Source organism: Rahnella sp. CJA17(1/100) (assembly GCF_963881615.1).
Classification (GTDB): domain Bacteria; phylum Pseudomonadota; class Gammaproteobacteria; order Enterobacterales; family Enterobacteriaceae; genus Rahnella; species Rahnella aceris.
Genome location: NZ_CAWOJA010000073.1, coordinates 23,146 through 40,282 on the forward strand (window position 1 = coordinate 23,146; position 17,137 = coordinate 40,282).

General features: G+C 54.9%; 16 protein-coding genes. 4 read left to right on the forward strand and 12 right to left on the reverse strand.

All coding sequences use genetic code 11. The features are described from left to right. Positions 1-73: 73 nt before the first annotated feature. Genes AACU55_RS22275 through AACU55_RS22285 form a run of 3 tightly spaced genes read right to left on the reverse strand, consistent with a single transcriptional unit; the run spans position 74 to position 2,406 of the window. On the reverse strand, positions 74-817 hold the full coding sequence (locus AACU55_RS22275; protein WP_134706145.1) for an amino acid ABC transporter ATP-binding protein: 744 nt from the start codon (positions 815-817) through the stop codon (positions 74-76). 10 nt (positions 818-827) lie between these two features. Beyond that, positions 828-1,541 (reverse strand): amino acid ABC transporter permease, encoded by a 714-nt coding sequence (locus AACU55_RS22280; protein ID WP_013574989.1) that lies wholly within the window; start codon positions 1,539-1,541, stop codon positions 828-830. Positions 1,542-1,587: 46 nt separating this feature from the next. After that, the gene (locus AACU55_RS22285; RefSeq protein ID WP_013574990.1) at positions 1,588-2,406 is read right to left on the reverse strand and encodes an ABC transporter substrate-binding protein; all 819 of its coding nucleotides are present in this window, start codon (positions 2,404-2,406) and stop codon (positions 1,588-1,590) included. Positions 2,407-2,598: 192 nt separating this feature from the next. On the opposite strand from AACU55_RS22285, the gene AACU55_RS22290 reads away from it, so the two are divergent. The 3 genes from AACU55_RS22290 to nac all read left to right on the forward strand — a co-directional run bounded on the left by AACU55_RS22290 (position 2,599) and on the right by nac (position 5,599). Then, positions 2,599-3,498, forward strand: a complete 900-nt coding sequence (locus AACU55_RS22290; RefSeq protein WP_013574991.1) for a GntR family transcriptional regulator — start codon at positions 2,599-2,601, stop codon at positions 3,496-3,498. Positions 3,499-3,537: 39 nt separating this feature from the next. After that, positions 3,538-4,323 carry an SDR family oxidoreductase gene (locus tag AACU55_RS22295; RefSeq protein ID WP_134706146.1) on the forward strand — a complete coding sequence of 262 codons (786 nt, stop codon included), beginning with the start codon at positions 3,538-3,540 and terminating at the stop codon, positions 4,321-4,323. A gap of 349 nt (positions 4,324-4,672) precedes the next feature. After that, positions 4,673-5,599, forward strand: coding sequence for a nitrogen assimilation transcriptional regulator NAC (nac, locus tag AACU55_RS22300; RefSeq protein ID WP_013574993.1), 927 nt, complete (start codon positions 4,673-4,675; stop codon positions 5,597-5,599). An 83-nt stretch (positions 5,600-5,682) separates the two neighbouring features. Here nac and AACU55_RS22305 read toward each other — a convergent pair whose 3' ends face one another. From AACU55_RS22305 to spy, 4 genes are all read right to left on the reverse strand, one after another. Next, positions 5,683-6,018 (reverse strand): phage holin family protein, encoded by a 336-nt coding sequence (locus tag AACU55_RS22305; protein WP_015689658.1) that lies wholly within the window; start codon positions 6,016-6,018, stop codon positions 5,683-5,685. Between the two features lie 245 nt (positions 6,019-6,263). Further along, on the reverse strand, positions 6,264-6,569 hold the full coding sequence (locus tag AACU55_RS22310) for a YbdD/YjiX family protein (protein ID WP_013574995.1): 306 nt from the start codon (positions 6,567-6,569) through the stop codon (positions 6,264-6,266). Next, positions 6,562-8,628: a carbon starvation CstA family protein gene (locus tag AACU55_RS22315; RefSeq protein WP_134706147.1), complete on the reverse strand. Its 2,067-nt coding sequence runs from the start codon at positions 8,626-8,628 to the stop codon at positions 6,562-6,564. Before AACU55_RS22315 ends, AACU55_RS22310 begins: the two co-directional genes overlap by 8 nt. Before the next feature lie 288 nt (positions 8,629-8,916). Further along, on the reverse strand, positions 8,917-9,426 hold the full coding sequence (spy, locus tag AACU55_RS22320; protein WP_037035864.1) for an ATP-independent periplasmic protein-refolding chaperone Spy: 510 nt from the start codon (positions 9,424-9,426) through the stop codon (positions 8,917-8,919). A 367-nt stretch (positions 9,427-9,793) separates the two neighbouring features. Here spy and AACU55_RS22325 point away from each other — a divergent pair, with 367 nt between their 5' ends. Beyond that, a complete protein-coding gene (locus tag AACU55_RS22325) occupies positions 9,794-11,227 on the forward strand; it encodes an aminotransferase-like domain-containing protein (protein ID WP_134706148.1) in 1,434 nt (477 codons plus the stop codon). Between the two features lie 9 nt (positions 11,228-11,236). On the opposite strand, the gene AACU55_RS22330 is transcribed toward AACU55_RS22325, so the two are convergent. Genes AACU55_RS22330 through AACU55_RS22350 form a run of 5 tightly spaced genes read right to left on the reverse strand, consistent with a single transcriptional unit; the run spans position 11,237 to position 16,987 of the window. Next, the gene (locus AACU55_RS22330) at positions 11,237-11,845 is read right to left on the reverse strand and encodes a KpsF/GutQ family sugar-phosphate isomerase (protein ID WP_013574999.1); all 609 of its coding nucleotides are present in this window, start codon (positions 11,843-11,845) and stop codon (positions 11,237-11,239) included. Further along, positions 11,842-13,482 carry an FGGY-family carbohydrate kinase gene (locus tag AACU55_RS22335; protein WP_013575000.1) on the reverse strand — a complete coding sequence of 547 codons (1,641 nt, stop codon included), beginning with the start codon at positions 13,480-13,482 and terminating at the stop codon, positions 11,842-11,844. The genes AACU55_RS22330 and AACU55_RS22335 overlap by 4 nt, the downstream gene beginning before the upstream one ends. Before the next feature lie 29 nt (positions 13,483-13,511). Further along, positions 13,512-14,465, reverse strand: coding sequence for an ABC transporter permease (locus AACU55_RS22340; protein WP_013575001.1), 954 nt, complete (start codon positions 14,463-14,465; stop codon positions 13,512-13,514). 1 nt (position 14,466) lies between these two features. Further along, on the reverse strand, positions 14,467-15,456 hold the full coding sequence (locus AACU55_RS22345; protein WP_134706149.1) for an ABC transporter permease: 990 nt from the start codon (positions 15,454-15,456) through the stop codon (positions 14,467-14,469). Further along, positions 15,449-16,987 carry a sugar ABC transporter ATP-binding protein gene (locus AACU55_RS22350; RefSeq protein WP_134706150.1) on the reverse strand — a complete coding sequence of 513 codons (1,539 nt, stop codon included), beginning with the start codon at positions 16,985-16,987 and terminating at the stop codon, positions 15,449-15,451. The genes AACU55_RS22345 and AACU55_RS22350 overlap by 8 nt, the downstream gene beginning before the upstream one ends. Positions 16,988-17,137: the final 150 nt, after the last annotated feature.

The window sequence follows — 17,137 nt, forward strand, 5'->3', positions numbered from 1 at the left end:
TGAAAACAGTGTTGTGGCAAAAGTCAGGCCCCTGGTGAGGGCGCAATAGGTGTTTTGAGAATGCTGAAAAGGATCAATGTAAGATTTGATCTAAGAAACGTTGCGCCCGCAGGCTGACATCGCCGCCGAAGAATTTTTCGCCGGTCGCGTTTTCGATGATTTCGCCGTTTTCCATAAAGACGATGTGATTGGCTGCACGTTTCGCGAAGCCCATTTCATGCGTGACCACAATGCTGGTCATGCCTTCGGCGCTGAGATCGGCCATCACGTCGAGCACTTCGCGGATCATTTCCGGGTCGAGCGCCGAAGTCGGCTCGTCAAACAGCATCAGTTTGGGTTTCATCGCCAGTGCACGGGCAATGGCGACACGTTGCTGCTGGCCGCCGGAAAGTTCATCCGGGAACGAATCGGCTTTATCAGGAATTCGTACTTTGCCGAGCAGTTCCAGTGCCTGCGCCTCGGCTTCACTGCGGCTGACGCCCAGCACGGTCATCGGCGCGAGCATGATGTTTTCGGCCGCCGTCAGATGGGAAAACAGTTCGTAGTTCTGGAACACCATGCCGATGTCACGGCGTAATTTATGCGGCTCGATACTGGCGTGGGTGATGTCCTGATTGCGAAAGAAGATCGCCCCCCCCTGGATCGGCTCCAGCAAATTGATGCAGCGCAGCAGGGTAGATTTGCCTGAACCTGACGGACCAATCAGCACCACGGTTTCGCCCTGAACCACATTCAGGGAACAGTTTTTAAGCACGTGTTGTGCGCCAAAATGTTTATCGACGCCGATGATTTCCAGAACCGGTTTGGATTGACTCACGGACTTCTCCTCAGTTTGGCGTGCTGCTGCGCAGCAGGCGTTCAGTCAGTGACAGCGCGGGTTTCTTGCGCTTTTTCGGATCAAGCGAACGTTCCAGCCAGGCCTGTCCGACCATGAATACGGAAGTCAGCACCAGGTAGTAAATCCCTGCGGCGCACAGTGCTTCGAAATATCGGAAGCTGGCGCTGGCGGTCTGATTGGCGATAAGCAGCAGTTCCTGCACGGCAATCACCGACACCAGTGCGCTCGACTTCAGCATGCTGATCATCTGATTGCCCATCGGCGGCAACACGATGCGCGCGGCCTGTGGCAACACAATCTTGCGCATGATCTGGCTCTGAGTCATGCCGAGGGCCATCCCCGCCGTGCGCTGTCCGCTGCGCACGGCCTGTAAGCCGGAGCGTAAAATTTCCGCCATATACGCCCCTTCATTTAAGGACAGCGCCATCACCGCACAGGTGAAAGCGGAGAAGCGCAGGCCGAAGGTTGGCAGGACGTTGTAAACGAAAATAATCTGGAACAGCACCGGTGTGCCGCGAAATAACCAGAGATAGAAGAAGGCCAGAACGGATCCCGCCCGGAAGCGGGATTCCTGCAGCAGGGCCAGCACCAGCCCCGCAATAATGCCAAAGAACAACGAGCACACCGTTAACAACAAGGTCATTAATGCGCCCTGAAAGAACGCCGGTGAGAACAGGTATTGCCAAACAAGATCAAGTGACATGAACTTTCCTCAACGTCAGGGCAACGCTTTACTTAACATCACGGTTTCAGAAAATGGACACCGAAGCCGGGAACTGCCATTTGCTGATGATTTTTTGATAAGTTCCGTCTTTCACCACGTCCTGAAGGCCTTTTTCCAGCAGCGATTTCATTTCGGTATCGCCTTTACGCACGGCAAAACCGATGTGCGTGTCTGCTTCAAACTCAGCGCCGACGGCTTCGAAGGTATCGCCTTTTTCACTCAGCAGCGCCACAGCACCCGGCGTTGACAGGAATTCTGCATCAGCACGTTTTTGTGCCACTGCGACGGCGGAATCCGTGGCAGCCGGGAAGGTCAGCACGGTCAGCGCCGGTTTTTTCGCATCCAGACATTTTTGGTTGTCTGCACGCGCCTGACTTTCTTCAATGCCGCCCAGCGTCACGGCGATGTTTTTGCCGCACAGGGACAAATCACGGCCGGTGATTTTTTCCGGATTGCCTTTCGCCACAATGACGCGGCTGCCGATTTTCAGGTACGGCACAAAATCCACCTGCTCAGAACGGGTCGGGTTGATGTACATCGCTGAGTTGATGATATCGAGACGTTTACCCTGCAACGCGGGGATCAGTCCTTTGAACTCCATCGACATCGGTTCCGGTGTCAGCGCCAGTTTTTTCGACAGGGCGGTGATGAGATCGATATCGAAACCGGTCAGCTTGCCGTCTTTCGTAAATTCAAACGGCATGAACGTGGCGGCGGTGCCATACGTCAGATGACCTTTACTGACCAGAACTGGCGCAGCAGCCTGGCTGAACAACGGGGCACTCAGGCAAATAGCGGCCAGAGAGACGGCGGCATATCGACGCAAAAAAGCTTTTTTTGACATGACAGACTCCAGTTTCCCATGAGCAGGATTGCTCTTTGTGTCTCATTAAATACAATTAAATTTGTGAGTCAAGGCTCTTTTTTGGTGCATTAATTGCACGATTTGGGGGCTTTGTAACCAGACTTCACCATCCTCAAGGCTTGTGATATTGTACAAACCTAAACAACAAATACTTTCAGGTGCTGCTATTCCATGACCCAAACTACGACAGCCAGCGGAAGGCGTCTGGCAAACCAAATCCTTGACCTGATACGTGAAGCAAAATTTGAGCCAGGTCATCATCTCAGGGAGCAACAACTGGCTGATATGCTCGGTGTGTCGCGTACGCCGGTGCGTACTGCCCTGAAATTACTGTGTGAATTAGGCATTATCGAAGCGCGACGCAATCAGGGTTTTTTCCTGCTGAAAGCCTTCGATGAACTTCAGCGCATCAGCATTGATATCCCCGCCAGTAATGATCAGGATTTATACGAGCAACTGGTGAAAGACCGTATCGCCGGAAAGTTGCCGGATTCCCTGACGCAGACGGAAATCGCCCAGCGCTATGACGTCGATCGTGGTGTGCTGGCGCGCACGTTGCTGCGTCTGGCGGAAGACGGGTTGATCGCCCGCAATAAGGGGCATGGCTGGTCATTCTTACCGACCCTGAATACCGATGTAGCGCTGAGTAACGGCTACGGATTCCGTCTGATGATTGAGCCGGGCGCGCTAATGGCGGCAGGTTTTCACGCCGATAAAAGCGCGCTGCGCCGCCTGCGGATGCAGCATATTTATCTGATTACGCATCCGGATATTCTGGCCGTTGATGGCCGTCAGATTTTCGAAACGGACGCCACCTTTCATGAAATGCTGGCGGAGTTCAGCGGCAATATTTTTGTTTTACAGGCAATTCAGCAGCAAAACCGGCTGCGCCGCCTGCTGGAGTTCGGCAGTTACACCAATAAACAGCGTGTGCGCGAATGGTGCGAGGAACATGTCGCCATCATCGACGCCGTGCTGGAAGGGCGGATGGAAGCGGCGGCGGACATGATGCGCAGCCACCTGCAATCGGCTTATCAGATGGTGCTTAACAAAGTCAGCAAAGTGGGGTGATCCGCTGTTTTTGTCTTACATAAACCAGAGGAAAAAGTGATGGATTTTGGTATTCAGGGCCACGTGGCGCTGGTCAGTGGCGCAGGCGGCGGTTTAGGCCGTGCGATGGCCATTGCCCTGGCAGGCGAAGGCGTTCAGGTGGCGGTTTGCGGGCGAACGCTCAGTGCGTTGCAGGAAACTGTCAGCCTGATTGAAAAACAGGGCGGTACCGCGCAGGCGTGGGTGCTGGATCTGACAGCACCGGAAAGCTTTGATGATGTGCTGATGCAAATCCGCCGCACATTCGGACCGGTGGGTATTCTGATAAACAACTCAGGCGGGCCACCGCCGACGAAGGCGGCTGGCGTCGCGCCGGATGCGTGGCAATCTCAGTTCTCCACGATGGTGAGTTCGCTTATTCAACTGACCGATAAAGTGCTGCCGGATATGCACAATGCGGGCTGGGGGCGGATTATTACCAGCACGTCGTCGGGCGTGATCGCGCCAATTGCCAACCTCGGCATGTCGAATACTTTACGCATGGCGCTGGTCGGCTGGTCGAAAACGCTGGCCTCCGAAGTGGCGGGTGACGGCATCACGGTTAACGTGATGGTGCCGGGGCGTATTTCCACGCAGCGTCTGGGCCAGCTCGATGCCGCACGCGCCGGGCGGGAAGGGACATCGGTCGAAGAGGTAGCAGCAAAAAGTGCCGCCAGCATTCCGGCAAAACGCTACGGTAAACCGGAAGAGTATGGCGCTGTGGCGGCGTTTCTTGCCAGCCAGCAGGCGTCCTATATGACCGGTTCGGTGATCCGCGTCGATGGCGGCATGATCCCGTCAATATAAACGCGACGTCAGGACGTGATGCTGCGAATCTGTTTCGTGGCATCGCTGTTATTAACCCTGCTAATTTATAAGGGTGACCTATAAGAATGCATGATATTGGTGCATCCTTCTTTATCAGCGCAGTGAATTCCCTCTGAGATTCCCCGCGCCCTCTGTTTCCCATACGTCACGCGTAATAGTTTTCTCTTATATTTTGAGGTATTAGCCTCTGAAGCAGGCGTTTTTAATCTGCATGCCGGAGATTGGCGTAAATCTTGCTTTTATCAGTCACGCTAATCGTTTGCGTAGATAACTTACCTTCATAACAACAGTCCAGGGTTATCCCTTTTCGCGCAAAATGGAGACAGAGATGAATCTCAGACGTCTGAAATACTTTGTGAAAATCGTCGATATTGGCAGCCTGACACAGGCCGCTGATGTTCTGCATATCGCCCAACCGGCATTAAGCCAGCAACTGGCGACACTGGAAGGGGAATTGCAGCAACAATTGCTGATTCGCACCAAGCGCGGCGTCACTCCTACCGAAGCAGGTAATATTCTTTATTCCCACGCCCAGGCCATTTTGCGCCAGTGCGACCAAATCCACAGTGCCGTGAATAACGCCGGACAATCGCTTAGCGGACAGGTTTCTGTCGGCCTTGCGCCGGGCACTGCCGCCTCCGGACTGGCGCTGCCGTTGCTACAGGCTGTCCGCAAGCAGCACCCGGGCATTCTGCTGTATCTCAACGAGAATTTCGGCACTGCGCTGGGCGATTTAGTGCTCAACGGGCGTATGGATATGGCGGTCTTTTATGGCACCAGCGTGGCCTCAGGGTTGAGCAGTCAGCCGCTGATGAAAGAAGATTTGTATCTGGTCGGCGCGCATTCTGTGCCGAATCCGGGTAAATATGTCGAACTGGCTGAGGTGGCAAAACTAAACCTGTTCATGCCGCGTTCCCACAATGTCACCCGCCGTCTGGTGGATGATGCGATGGCGTTGCGCCGTTTAAGTGCCAATATCATTGGTGAAATTGAATCTTCCGCCACGCTGACTGCCGCCGTTGCCAGCGGTCTGGGGGCGACTATTTTGCCTGAATCCGCTGCCCGCACCATGACGGGTCCGGCTAAAGCCTGGATGTCATGCATCAGCAGTCCGGCGATTCAGGTTCCGCTTTCGCTGTGTGTTTGTGAAACGCTGGCGTTATCGCAGGAAGCCATGGCGGTGAAGAAGATCCTGCTGTCTCTGGTTTTCGAACAGACGGCTCCGGTGGCAGAGCCGATGTTAGTGGCGAGTTAAGCGGGGCGTTAACATTCAGCCAACCAGAGCAAGGTAAAAAAATCCCCGGCGTATAGATTTTGCCGGGGAAGAGGTGAATGCGCTTATTTAGACGCCGGACTGTAGTTGTCAACAAAGCCAGCGATTCTCTTACCGATAAGGGTGAGAAGTGGCCCGGCAAATACCCCGCCCAAACCGGCAATGACCAGTAACCGGTCATCGTTGGCGTTGCGTGACAGAACGAAAATACTCAACAGCATTCCGCTGAAGCAGGAAACAACAATCTGCAACAGGCATGCCCTGATTTCATCCAGGATGGGTTTCTGCTGCCTGAGCATGATATAGCGAACAATCCCGCCCCACGCCGCCATTCCAATGACGCAAAGTACAATACGGTGATCCATCAGGAGGATGTCCCGGATATGTGTTGCCTCGATCATAGTGATGCCCTCAGAAGTAAAAATGAATTCTCAATAAAACTAATGCGGCTAAATTATCACCAGATACGAGGGGGCTAAAATCACAAGACAACACATTTCACTGTGAGGTTTCAGGCTGACATCACCGGGCAATTAAAAAATATAAAAGGTTTTGCATTTCAGGTGGTGTGACGACACCTTCCCCTGTGCGAAGAGGAAGGTGTAAAACACGACATCGTGACTGAGCCGGAGGGGTCACTCTGATGTCAGCACGGACATTTCCCCATTTTCCCGCCTTCGCTCGGGAACCGCGCTTCAAGGCATCGCCGGTGGAATTCGCGTTCCGTCATCGGCGTCATTTCCGGGTGTCTGACCTTCATGTGCCGGACATAATTCTGATAATCCTGCACGCCGACCATCAGGCGAAAACTCTGAGCAGTGCGTTTTATCGCCAGTTTCAGCCAGCCGGTCACATTGTGTGGTTTTGGCTGCACGGTGAACAACGGCTGACAGCGGATGACGTGTAACGCCGCAGGGCGCGCGGTTTTAAATAATGCTCTTGAATCAGACATGGCGGGCCTCGCGACGTTGAACAACAGCCGTTTCATGCACTGTCGGTGTGCTCGATTGCAGCGCGCGACGGATAACGAAGAACGCTGAAATCAGCATGGTGACCGCCACCAGCATAAAGAATCCACACAGGATGGCGTTGATCTGATTGTTCAGCACGATGGTTTGCATGTCCGCCAGCGTTTTGGCCGGTTTAATGATTTCGCCGCTGTCGATCCCGGCAGAGAATTTCTTCGCCTGCGCGAGGAAGCCAATTGACGGTTTTTCATGGAAAATCTTCTGCCAGCCCGCTGTCATGGAGGTGATAAACAGCCAGACGGTCGGCAAAATAGTCACCCACGCATAACGCTGTTTTTTCATTTTGAACAGCACGACGGTCCCCAGGATCAGCGCCATCGACGCCAGCATCTGGTTACCGATACCAAACAGTGGCCACAGAGTATTTATGCCGCCCAGCGGATCGACCACGCCCTGATATACGAAGAAGCCCCAGCCTGCGACGGCGACGGTCGTACCGGCGAAGGTGCCTATCCAGGAACGGTTATTGGCCAGAGAAGGGACGGCGACGCCCACCAGATCCTGCACCATAAAGCGGCAGGCGCGGGTGCCGGCATCCACGGCGGTCAGAATAAATAAGGCTTCAAACAGGATGGCGAAGTGATACCAGAAAGCCATCATCGCGCGGCTGTTGAACACCTCGGTAATAATGTGCGCCATCCCGACGGCGAAGGTCGGTGCGCCACCGGCACGGGAAAGTACCGACTGTTCGCCGACATCTTTGGCGATCTGGGTCAGGATTTCCGGCGTGATGACAAAGCCCCAGCCGTTGATCACCTGCGAGGCACTTTCCACCGTGGTGCCGATCAGGGCTGCCGGTGAGTTCATGGCAAAATACACACCCGGGTCGATAACGGACGCACAAATCAGCGCCATGATCGCCACGAAGGATTCCATCAACATCGCGCCGTAACCGATAAAGCGGATATGGCTTTCGCGCTCAACCAGTTTTGGCGTGGTGCCGCTGGACACCAGCGCATGGAAACCCGAAATCGAGCCGCAGGCGATGGTGATAAACAGGAACGGGAACAGGCTGCCGGAGAACACCGGGCCGCTGCCATCAATAAAGCGGGAGACGGCGGGCATTTTCATTTCCGGCATCGCGAAGACGATACCGACCGCCAGCCCGACAATGACGCCAATTTTCAGGAATGTCGACAGGTAATCGCGCGGCGCCAGCAGCAGCCAGACCGGCAATACCGAGGCAATAAACCCATAGATCACCAGCACCCAGGTCAGCGTGGTGCCGTGCAGGGTAAAGAACGGTCCCCAGTAAGGATCCGCTGCGACGTTGCCGCCGTAAACGATGGCGAGCATCATCAGCACGAAGCCAATCACCGACACTTCTGCAATTTTCCCCGGACGCAGAAAACGCATATAGATGCCCATAAACAGGGCAATGGGAATGGTCGCGGCAATGGTGAACAGACCCCACGGGCTATCGGCCAGCGCTTTGACAACCACTAACGCCAGCGCGGAAAGAATGATAATCATCACGCCCAGCGCGCCGAGCATGGTGATCACGCCCGCGAAACTGCCCAGTTCCTGCTTTGCCATTTCGCCCAGTGAACGGCCGTCACGACGGGTGGAGATGAACAGGATCAGGAAGTCTTGCACCGCACCGGCGAGCATCACGCCGACCAGGATCCAGATCGTGCCCGGCAGGAAACCCATTTGCGCAGCCAGTATCGGGCCGACCAGCGGACCCGCGCCTGCGATGGCGGCAAAGTGGTGGCCGAACAAGACCCATTTATTGGTCGGCACATAATCCAGCCCGTCGTTACGACGCTCGGCAGGTGTCATGCGTTTGTCATCGAGTTCGAAGACTTTTTCTGCGATAAACAGGCTGTAGAAACGGTAGGCAATGCTGTAACAGGCAACGGCAGCGACCACCAGCCACAGGGCGTTAACGTGTTCGCCCCGGCTCAGGGCCAGCATTCCAAAGGCAAAAGCCCCGATTAACGCCACCACCAGCCAGGTTATCCCGGACTTGACGCTTTTCATGATGTACAACTCCTTATGAGTGGTCCGGTGATAGCCAGCCACTTTTTATGTAGAGAGTGTGATGTAGAGAGGTAAGGGTCGCATGGCCGAATGCGGTTGCGACTTTGTTGAATTACTGTTTAAAAATAATGTGTTTATACAGAAAAGTATGAAGTTAAAGATGAATTTGTGATGGGGCTGACGCTTTGCGCAGAGAAGACTGGTCGGATGACAATAAAGTTGTGGCGGGTAAGTAAAAAAGCAAAAAAAACCGGCCACGGGGGCCGGTTCTCCTGTCTGGTCAGTCAATTATTCAGCGGTTACTGGTTTTTCCTGACCCGGTTTGTGGTCACGCATCTGTTCCATTTTGGCCGCTCGGTTCTGGTAGTTCTCATTGAACTGTTTTTTCTGCTCTGGTGTCAGCAGGTTATACATTTTGTTCTCTGCGCGGGCACGGTCGAGCATACGATCAGATTGTGCTTTGGTAATGGTATCAATCTGCGATTTCACCTTGGCTTCATCGAAGCTGTCGGAAGCCACCAGGTTGTGCATCTGATCCATCTGGGCTTTCATCGCTGCGCGGTCAGGGCGCGCGCCGCTGTCTTTCATGATTTCTTTCATCTGCGTTTTCTGCTGCTCAGTCAGGTTCAGCGCCGCAAACGGGTTCATATGTTGCGGTCCTTTATGATGCAGCATTTTGCCGTGCGTCGCGGTCGTGGCATCAGTGGCCGGTGTGGCTGCGGTTTCAGCAGCAAATGCGAAAGAAGCAGAGCTCAAAGCCAGAGTTGAAGCCACAATCATTGCGGTAAGTTTACGCATAATTAAATTCCTCATTGGAGATTCAGGCAATTCGCCCGTTTTGTTTCGACGAAAACAAGTCTACGCAATCCAATGAATAGTAATGCGGTGTGGATGTAAAAGAGTGAAAGGCGTGGTGTTACTTTTCCAGCGATCGTGGAGAAAGTGTTTAGAAAGCGTAAGGTTGCGCGAACAGGTGTGAAGGGAAGCTCAGATAAATCTGAGTAATGCGATGAATTCACACATTACCATGGCGAATGTTTCGCCGCCATACCTCCCGGGTAAACATTGATTGCTGTTGATGAACAGTTTACTCCGGGGAAAAGCGCAAAATCAGGCATAATAGTTATCATTTGATTAACACTTCCTATAACAGTGCTGATGAATTATGACTCAATCCCGTTATGAAACGCTGGCGCGTACGTTGCGCAGACAAATTGATACGCAGGTCTGGTTGCCGGGCGACCGGCTGCCTTCCCTACGTGATACCTGCAAACAGTCTGGCCTGAGTCTGATGACGGTTTTGCAGGCCTATCAGTTGCTGGAAAGTCAGGGGGTGATTGTCGCGCGTCCGCAGTCTGGTTATTACGTGGCCGCGGGCATACAGCGGCCGGTGCGTCCATCTCCCGACGGGTATTTGCATGCTGCAGAGCAGGTGGACGTCAATGACGCCATTTTCGACATTCTCAAAGCCGGGCAAGATCCCGCCGTGGTGCCACTCGGTTCCGCGTTTCCTGATCCGACACTTTTTCCGCAGCCACGTCTGGCGCGTTCCCTGGCCAGCGCGGTGCGCCGGATGTCCCCGCACAGCGCCATTGCGAATCTGCCACCGGGTAATGAAGAACTGCGCCGCAGCATTGCACAGCGCTATGCGCAAAATGGCATTGAAGTCGCGCCCGATGAAATCGTCATTACGTCGGGAGCGATGGAGTCGCTCGGGTTAAGTTTGCAGGTGGTGACAGAGCCGGGTGACTGGGTTGCTATCGAATCGCCGGCTTTTTACGGCGTATTGCAGGCGATTGAACGGCGCAAATTAAAAGCCATCGCCATTCCGACTGACGTGCGTTACGGCATGGATCCCGATGCGCTGGAACAGGCGCTGAAACTTTATCCGATCAAAGCCTGCTGGCTGATGTCGAGTTTTCAGAACCCGCTCGGATGCAGTTTGCCGCCGGAGAAAAAAGCACGGCTGGTGAGTATTTTGCAGGCGCATAAAGTGGCACTGATCGAAGACGACGTATACAGCGAACTGTATTTTGGCAGCGAACGAACGGTGCCGCTGAAGGCGTCAGATTATCGCAGCGACATTCTGCATTGCTCATCGTTTTCGAAATCCCTCGCGCCGGGCTTTCGCGTGGGCTGGGTGGCGGCGGGGGCTTATGCTGAACGTATTCAGCGCCTGCAACTGATGAGCACGTTATCGGCCAGCGTGCCGGTTCAGCTGGCGTTAGCCGATTATCTGCAAAAGGGGGCACAGCAGGGAGGTTACGATACCCATCTGCGACGCTTACGGCGCGTACTCGAACAACGGCAGATGGCGATGCGTCATGCGATTCTGGCGGAGTTTCCGGCGCAGGTGTCGGTGACGCAACCTGCAGGCGGCTATTTTCTGTGGCTGGATCTGGGTGACAATGTGAATGCGGCGCGGGTCTATCAGCGCGCGCTGACAAAAGGCGTCAGCGTCGCCCCCGGCACCATGTTCTCTGCCGACGAGCGCTTCAGCCATTGCATCCGTATCAATACCTCTTTCGAATGGGGGCCGCACACCGCGCGCGCCATCTCCATTCTGGCGGCGCTGGTGGCGGAAGAGATTAAAGGTTGAGGATGTTGTTCACAGATCCTGCTCACGCAGCGTCTTGCCCACATTTCCGCCCGGATGCACTTTCAGCAGGCTTTGCTGATCGAAACCGTTGCGCAGCATGATATTGCCGCACAATGCATCGAACACCGCCAGCACCAGCACGACAGACGTGGTGGCCAGCATATTGAGCGGGTCGATTTCCCGCCGGATATGCGTTTTCACCACCAGCGTGGCGGCGCGGGCAATCGCCGAATCCAGATTCTCCGTCACACTGATGATTGCCACACCTTTGGCTTTCAGCGTCGGTAACAGGCGCGTCAGCTCTTCAGAATTGCCGCCACGGGAAATCAGGATCATCAGGTCGTTGCTGCGCATAAATCCTAAGTCACCGTGGGCGGCATCGGTGGCGCTCAGATACACCGCCGGTTGCTCGACGCACGCCAGCATGTGGGCTATTTTCCGCGCGGCAATGCCCGACGTGCCGACGCCTGTGACGGCAATTTTGCCCGTACAGCCAGTGACCAGCGTCAGTAACTGCTGCCATATATCAGCATCGAGATGATGCTGTAACGCCAGTAATTCCTGACTGTAGGTCTGCCAGCCCTGACACGCCAGGGTAAATTCTTCATCCGCATTCATTGGGTTTCCCCCTGCATCAGGCGGCGATATTTCATGCTGTCGTGGTACATCTCATGAAATACGCGGTATTTACGGTCGTAATACTCTTTAATTTTGTTGGTTTGCGGTGTCACGGTTTTGCCGATGCGGCTCATGGCGGCCATCGCTTCTGGCAAAGAGTCGTAGGCGCCCGCCGCGACGGTGCCCATCATGGCACTGCCGAGCAGCATCGCTTCGCTTTCTTCCGGCAATAACATCGCGCAGCCTGTGGCGTTGGAATGCTCCTGCACAAACACCGGGTTTTTGGTGCCGCCGCCGCTTGCCATCATGGTATCAATGCGATATCCGCTCTGATTCATGGTCTCGATAATGTGGCGGGTGCCCAGCGCCAGCGCCTGAATGGTGGCCAGATAATGCAGCGCCATGTCTTCCGGCGTACGCGAGAGTTTCAGGCCGGTCAGCGTACCGGTCAGCGTCGGGTTAGCGCGCGGTGAACGGTTGCCGTGGAAATAGGGCAGCATATGAATGTCTTTGGTCAGGAAGGCAATATTCTCCGGTTCACCGGCCATTTTTCGCAAAATGCCGTTGAGCACTTCATAGATGGTTTTGCCGCTGTCTTTGCCCTGTTTCAGTAAATCCTGATAACACGGATGCGACTGAATCACATGGTCAATCAGCGCCCCGGTAGTGGATTGTCCACCTTCGTTCAGCCAGTAATCTGGCAGAATGGCCGAATAGTATGGCCCCCAGATACCGCCGATATAGCGTGCGCTGCGGGACATCGCCATATGTGCCGTGGACGTGCCACCAATCAGCGCGATGCGGTTGTCGAAATCGGCCGATTCACCGGAGGCGCCGCTGGCACCGAGAATACCGAGGCTGCCTGCGTGGGCATCGATAATGGAAACGCTGACTGCCGTGCCAGCCATCAGCCCCATTTCTGCGGCGGCGCGCTGGGTCAGACCGTGTCCGAGCGGTTCCCCCATGGTTTTCACTTCACTGCCAATTTTCGCCGCGTTGTTTTCCAGCAAATCTTCCAGCCCAATCTGACGGAAATAGCTGGGATCCCAGCGGTCTTCATGGCCGATATAGGTCCATTTACAGACGGTAGAACACAGCGAACGGGTGGTGTCCTGTGTGGCGCGCCAGGTCAGAAAATCCGGCAGGTCGAACAGGTGGCCGACGTTGTTCCAGGTGGTGGGCATATGCTGTTTCAGCCACAGCAATTTTGGCGTCTGCATTTCCGGCGAAATAATCCCGCCAACGAATTCCAGCACGCGGTGGCCGGTGGCGTTGATGCGCTCAGCCTGAGTAATGGCGCGGTGATCCATCCAGACAATAATGTTTTGCTCGCTGCGCCCGGACGGGCTGACGGTCAGCGGTTTGCCTTCTTTATCCAGCACCACCAGCGAACAGGTGGCGTCGAACCCGATACCTTTCACCTGAATCGGGTTGATGTCCGCCTGATTCACCGCGTCTTTCACGGCGTTGCAAACGGACTGCCAGATTTCATCGGAAGACTGTTCGACGAAATCGGCTTTCGGGCGGTACAACGTGATTTCACGGCTGGCCTGGCCGACCATGCGGCCGGTCATGTCGAAGACGCCCGCGCGGGCGCTGCCGGTTCCTACGTCTACTCCAATAAAATAACTCGCCATGTTCTTTCCCTTCGGTAAAAAGCTTTCGCTTAAGATTTTCTGTTTTGCAGAGCGATAAACAGGATCAGGACGCCGCCCCACAGAGCCATTGTCAGGTAACTGCTGACGCCCATCAGGTTCAGGCCGCTTTCCAGCATTTGCAGGACGATCAGCGCCAGTACCAGTCCGATGACCCGCCCGAAGCCGCCGTCGGGGTTAATTCCGCCGAGCACGGAGGCCAGAATGGTTACCAGCAAATACGAGTCACCGTAGCCTGCTTTTGCCGAGTTAAATTTGGACATCATCAGCAGTGCCGCGCCCCAGCCGAGCAGGGCGGAAAGCACATACACCGCGATGGTCACTTTGTGCGTATTGACGCCACTGAAGCGCGTGGCCTGTTCGTTGGAACCCATCAGATACAAACTGCGGCCAAGCGTGGTGTGTTCGAGTAAAACCCACAACAACAGCGCCACCAGCAGGAAAAGCAGCAGGGCGACGGGAATGCCCAGCAGACTGCCATTGCTCAGATACTGAATCGCCGCCGGGAAGCCGGAAATCACCGCGCCGTTGGTCAGCAGAATATTCAGCCCGGCGATAAGTGTCATGGTGCCAAGCGTTGCCAGAATCGGCGAGACACCGATATACGCAATCAGCGCGCCGTTAAGTACGCCAATGACAACCGCGACAGCCAGACCGGCGAGCATCGCCAGCACGAAATATTGCGGCTGATCCGGATGTGCCACCAGAATGGCCGCCATGACCAGCGAACAGGCATTGGCACCGGCAATGACTGAAAGGTTGATACCGCCGGTGAGCATGGTGATGCCCATCCCCAGCGCCAGCATGCCCAGAATCGGCAACTGCGAAGAGATCGACTGGAAATTACCAACGCTGTAGAAACTGCCGCCCAGCGTGAATGAGAACAACACGGCAACGGCGACGATGATCAGCAACTGCAAACGGATGATGCGGTCGCCGGGGAAGAATCGGTTTAAGGTTGTCATGTCACATCCCCTTTGCCAGTTTGCGTTTTTCATTCCACGCGGTGCTGCTGATGCTGACCAGAATGATCACGCCGCTGAAAACCTGATGCCAGTAAGACGAAATACTCAGCAGTGTCAGACCGTTTTGCAGGAAGGCCAGCAGCATCACACCGAGAATGGTGCCGGTGAGCGAGCCGCGTCCGCCGGTCATGCTGGTGCCGCCTAAGACCACCGCCGCCAGTACCGTCAGCTCATAACCGAGCAGTGAGTTAGGTGCCACCGACTGCGTAATTTGTGCCTGCACCACGGCGGCGATACCCGCCAGCAATCCCATAAAACCGTAGACGTAAAAATGTAGCCACAGGATGTTCAGACCGAGACGCGACGCGGCGTCACGGTTGCTGCCCATCGCGTAAATCTGACGCCCTACGCGGGTGCGGTTCATCAGCACGCCGGTGGCGATAATCACGCCCAGCAGGCTGAGCAGCGGCAGCGTCAGGCCATAGTCATAGCCGTCGGCAGCGGTAAAGGAGAACCAGTTAATGCCGTTCATAAACCAGTCAGGGAAACCGTACAGCCAGGTGCCGTTGGTCAGATACACCAGCAAACCGTAGAACAGGTTCAGCGTGGCGATGGTGATAATAATGGCCGGAACGCGCAGCCAGTAAACCAGAAAACCGTTCACCAGCCCGAGTAACAAACCGGTACCCATCGACATGGCAAACGCCAGCGGAAAGCTGCCGCCATGATGAATGATGTAACTCGCCATCACGTACTGACCGATGGAGGTGACGGCCGGGAAGGAGATGTCGATGCCACCGGCGATCAGCACCACAAACAGGCCACAGGCCAGAATACCGAGAATGGCGTAACTGGTGGCGACATCGGTCAGGTTGCCAAGCGTCATAAATTCACTGGTGCTGACACTCAGGCCAATCACCAGCAGCAGAACCAGTAATCCCAGCCAGAATTCGTGCTGAGAAAACAGTTTCGAGAGAGATTTATTATCCATTGATCTCCTCCGCAATCTGCGCTTCGCTGCTCTGGTGTGGGGCGAATTCCGCCACCAGTTCGCCTTTGCGCATCACCAGCACGCGGTGACTGTTGTAATAAGCTTCCGGGATTTCATCGCAAATCATCAGCACCGCCATGCCGGACTCCGCCAGATCACGTGCGATGCGATAAATCCCTTCTTTGTTGGCTATATCGACGCCCACCGTGGGGGAGTCGAGGATCAGGATATGCGGTTGCGTCGCCACCCATTTGGCGATAGCGATACGCTGCGCATTGCCGCCGGACAGGGTTTTCACCGGCAGGCCGCTGTCCGACACTTTAATGTTCAGATCACGGATCAGGTCTTTCACCACTGACGCTGCTTTGCGGTGATCCATCAGCCCTGCGCGGGTGTGCAACTTGTCGAAAATCGACACCAGCGTGTTGTCGTAAATGGATTGCTCCATGATCAACCCTTGTGTCAGACGGTCTTCCGACACATAAGCAATACCGTGGCGGATGGCGTCGCGGTTGCTGTGGAATTTTACCGCATTGCCGTTAACGCGGATTTCCCCGCTGTCCGGCTGGCTCATGCCAAACAGGCTCAGACACAGCTCCGTTCGCCCTGAACCGAGCAGACCGATAATCGAGGTGATCTCGCCCTGACGCAGCGACAGCGAAATATCCTGATACTGGCCTTTGCGGCTCAGGCGGCGGACTTCCAGCAGCGGCGTCACGTCTGCGGGCGCACGGTGCGGCAGATGACTGTAGGTAAAACGCTGTCCGGTCATCAGGAAGGCCAGCTCATTGCTGTCGAGTTCGCTGGCCGGATAGGTGCCGACCAGTTTGCCGTCACGCATCACGCTGATACGGTCAGCGACTTCCATCACTTCATCAAGACGGTGGCTGACAAACACCACGCAAATACCGGCGGCTTTCAGCTCATTCACCACCCGCAGCAGACCGTTTACTTCGGTGCGGGTCAGTGAGGCGGTTGGTTCATCCATGATAACCAGACTGGCGTCAGCGGCGATTGCGCGGCATATTGCCACTAACTGACGGTCTGCGATCGACAGCTTTTCGACTTTACGATCCGGGTCCAGAGAGACGCCGACGCGTTGCATCGCCGCGACCGCTTTTTTGCGCATTGCCTCGCGATGTACCCAGAAATCGCCGCCCGGTAAATAACGGTGAATGGCGATATTTTCAGCCACCGATAAATTCGGGAATAAAGATAAATCCTGATAAATAACCTGAATGCCGTAATAAGAAGAAAGTTGTGGTGTCAGGGTATGAAATAATTTCCCGTCGAGGGTAATTGCCGCCCCTTTTTCCGGCTGATAGACCCCGGAAATGACTTTAATAATGGTGCTCTTGCCGCAGCCATTCTGACCCGCGAGGCAATGCACTTCGCCTTTATTCAGCGTCAGGCTGACATTATCCAGCGCTAATACGCCGGGGAATTTTTTACTGATTTTTTCGAGGCTGATAAAGGCCTCAGCAGGGGCAGGGGACGTGCGCGAACTGGACGACGGAGTGAGAGTATTCATCACATTATCCTTACAACATACCCTTCATACTTCGCGCTGTGGATGCGTTGGCTACACTCGCTCACGCGAATCACTTACTTATGTAAGCTCATCGGGATTCACTCATTTGCCGCCTTCCCACAACTCGAATTATTTAGGGTATAAGTTTTC

What these genes read in the sequence shown, in the direction of transcription:
- AACU55_RS22325 (WP_134706148.1), top strand. Translation starts at nt 9,794, where the DNA reads ATGACTCAATCCCGTTATGAAACGCTGGCGCGTACGTTGCGCAGACAA.
- nac (WP_013574993.1), top strand. Translation starts at nt 4,673, where the DNA reads ATGAATCTCAGACGTCTGAAATACTTTGTGAAAATCGTCGATATTGGC.
- spy (WP_037035864.1), bottom strand. Translation starts at nt 9,426, where the DNA reads ATGCGTAAACTTACCGCAATGATTGTGGCTTCAACTCTGGCTTTGAGC.
- AACU55_RS22305 (WP_015689658.1), bottom strand. Translation starts at nt 6,018, where the DNA reads ATGATCGAGGCAACACATATCCGGGACATCCTCCTGATGGATCACCGT.
- AACU55_RS22340 (WP_013575001.1), bottom strand. Translation starts at nt 14,465, where the DNA reads ATGACAACCTTAAACCGATTCTTCCCCGGCGACCGCATCATCCGTTTG.
- AACU55_RS22335 (WP_013575000.1), bottom strand. Translation starts at nt 13,482, where the DNA reads ATGGCGAGTTATTTTATTGGAGTAGACGTAGGAACCGGCAGCGCCCGC.
- AACU55_RS22290 (WP_013574991.1), top strand. Translation starts at nt 2,599, where the DNA reads ATGACCCAAACTACGACAGCCAGCGGAAGGCGTCTGGCAAACCAAATC.
- AACU55_RS22280 (WP_013574989.1), bottom strand. Translation starts at nt 1,541, where the DNA reads ATGTCACTTGATCTTGTTTGGCAATACCTGTTCTCACCGGCGTTCTTT.
- AACU55_RS22330 (WP_013574999.1), bottom strand. Translation starts at nt 11,845, where the DNA reads ATGAATGCGGATGAAGAATTTACCCTGGCGTGTCAGGGCTGGCAGACC.
- AACU55_RS22285 (WP_013574990.1), bottom strand. Translation starts at nt 2,406, where the DNA reads ATGTCAAAAAAAGCTTTTTTGCGTCGATATGCCGCCGTCTCTCTGGCC.
- AACU55_RS22295 (WP_134706146.1), top strand. Translation starts at nt 3,538, where the DNA reads ATGGATTTTGGTATTCAGGGCCACGTGGCGCTGGTCAGTGGCGCAGGC.
- AACU55_RS22345 (WP_134706149.1), bottom strand. Translation starts at nt 15,456, where the DNA reads ATGGATAATAAATCTCTCTCGAAACTGTTTTCTCAGCACGAATTCTGG.
- AACU55_RS22350 (WP_134706150.1), bottom strand. Translation starts at nt 16,987, where the DNA reads ATGAATACTCTCACTCCGTCGTCCAGTTCGCGCACGTCCCCTGCCCCT.
- AACU55_RS22310 (WP_013574995.1), bottom strand. Translation starts at nt 6,569, where the DNA reads ATGTCTGATTCAAGAGCATTATTTAAAACCGCGCGCCCTGCGGCGTTA.
- AACU55_RS22315 (WP_134706147.1), bottom strand. Translation starts at nt 8,628, where the DNA reads ATGAAAAGCGTCAAGTCCGGGATAACCTGGCTGGTGGTGGCGTTAATC.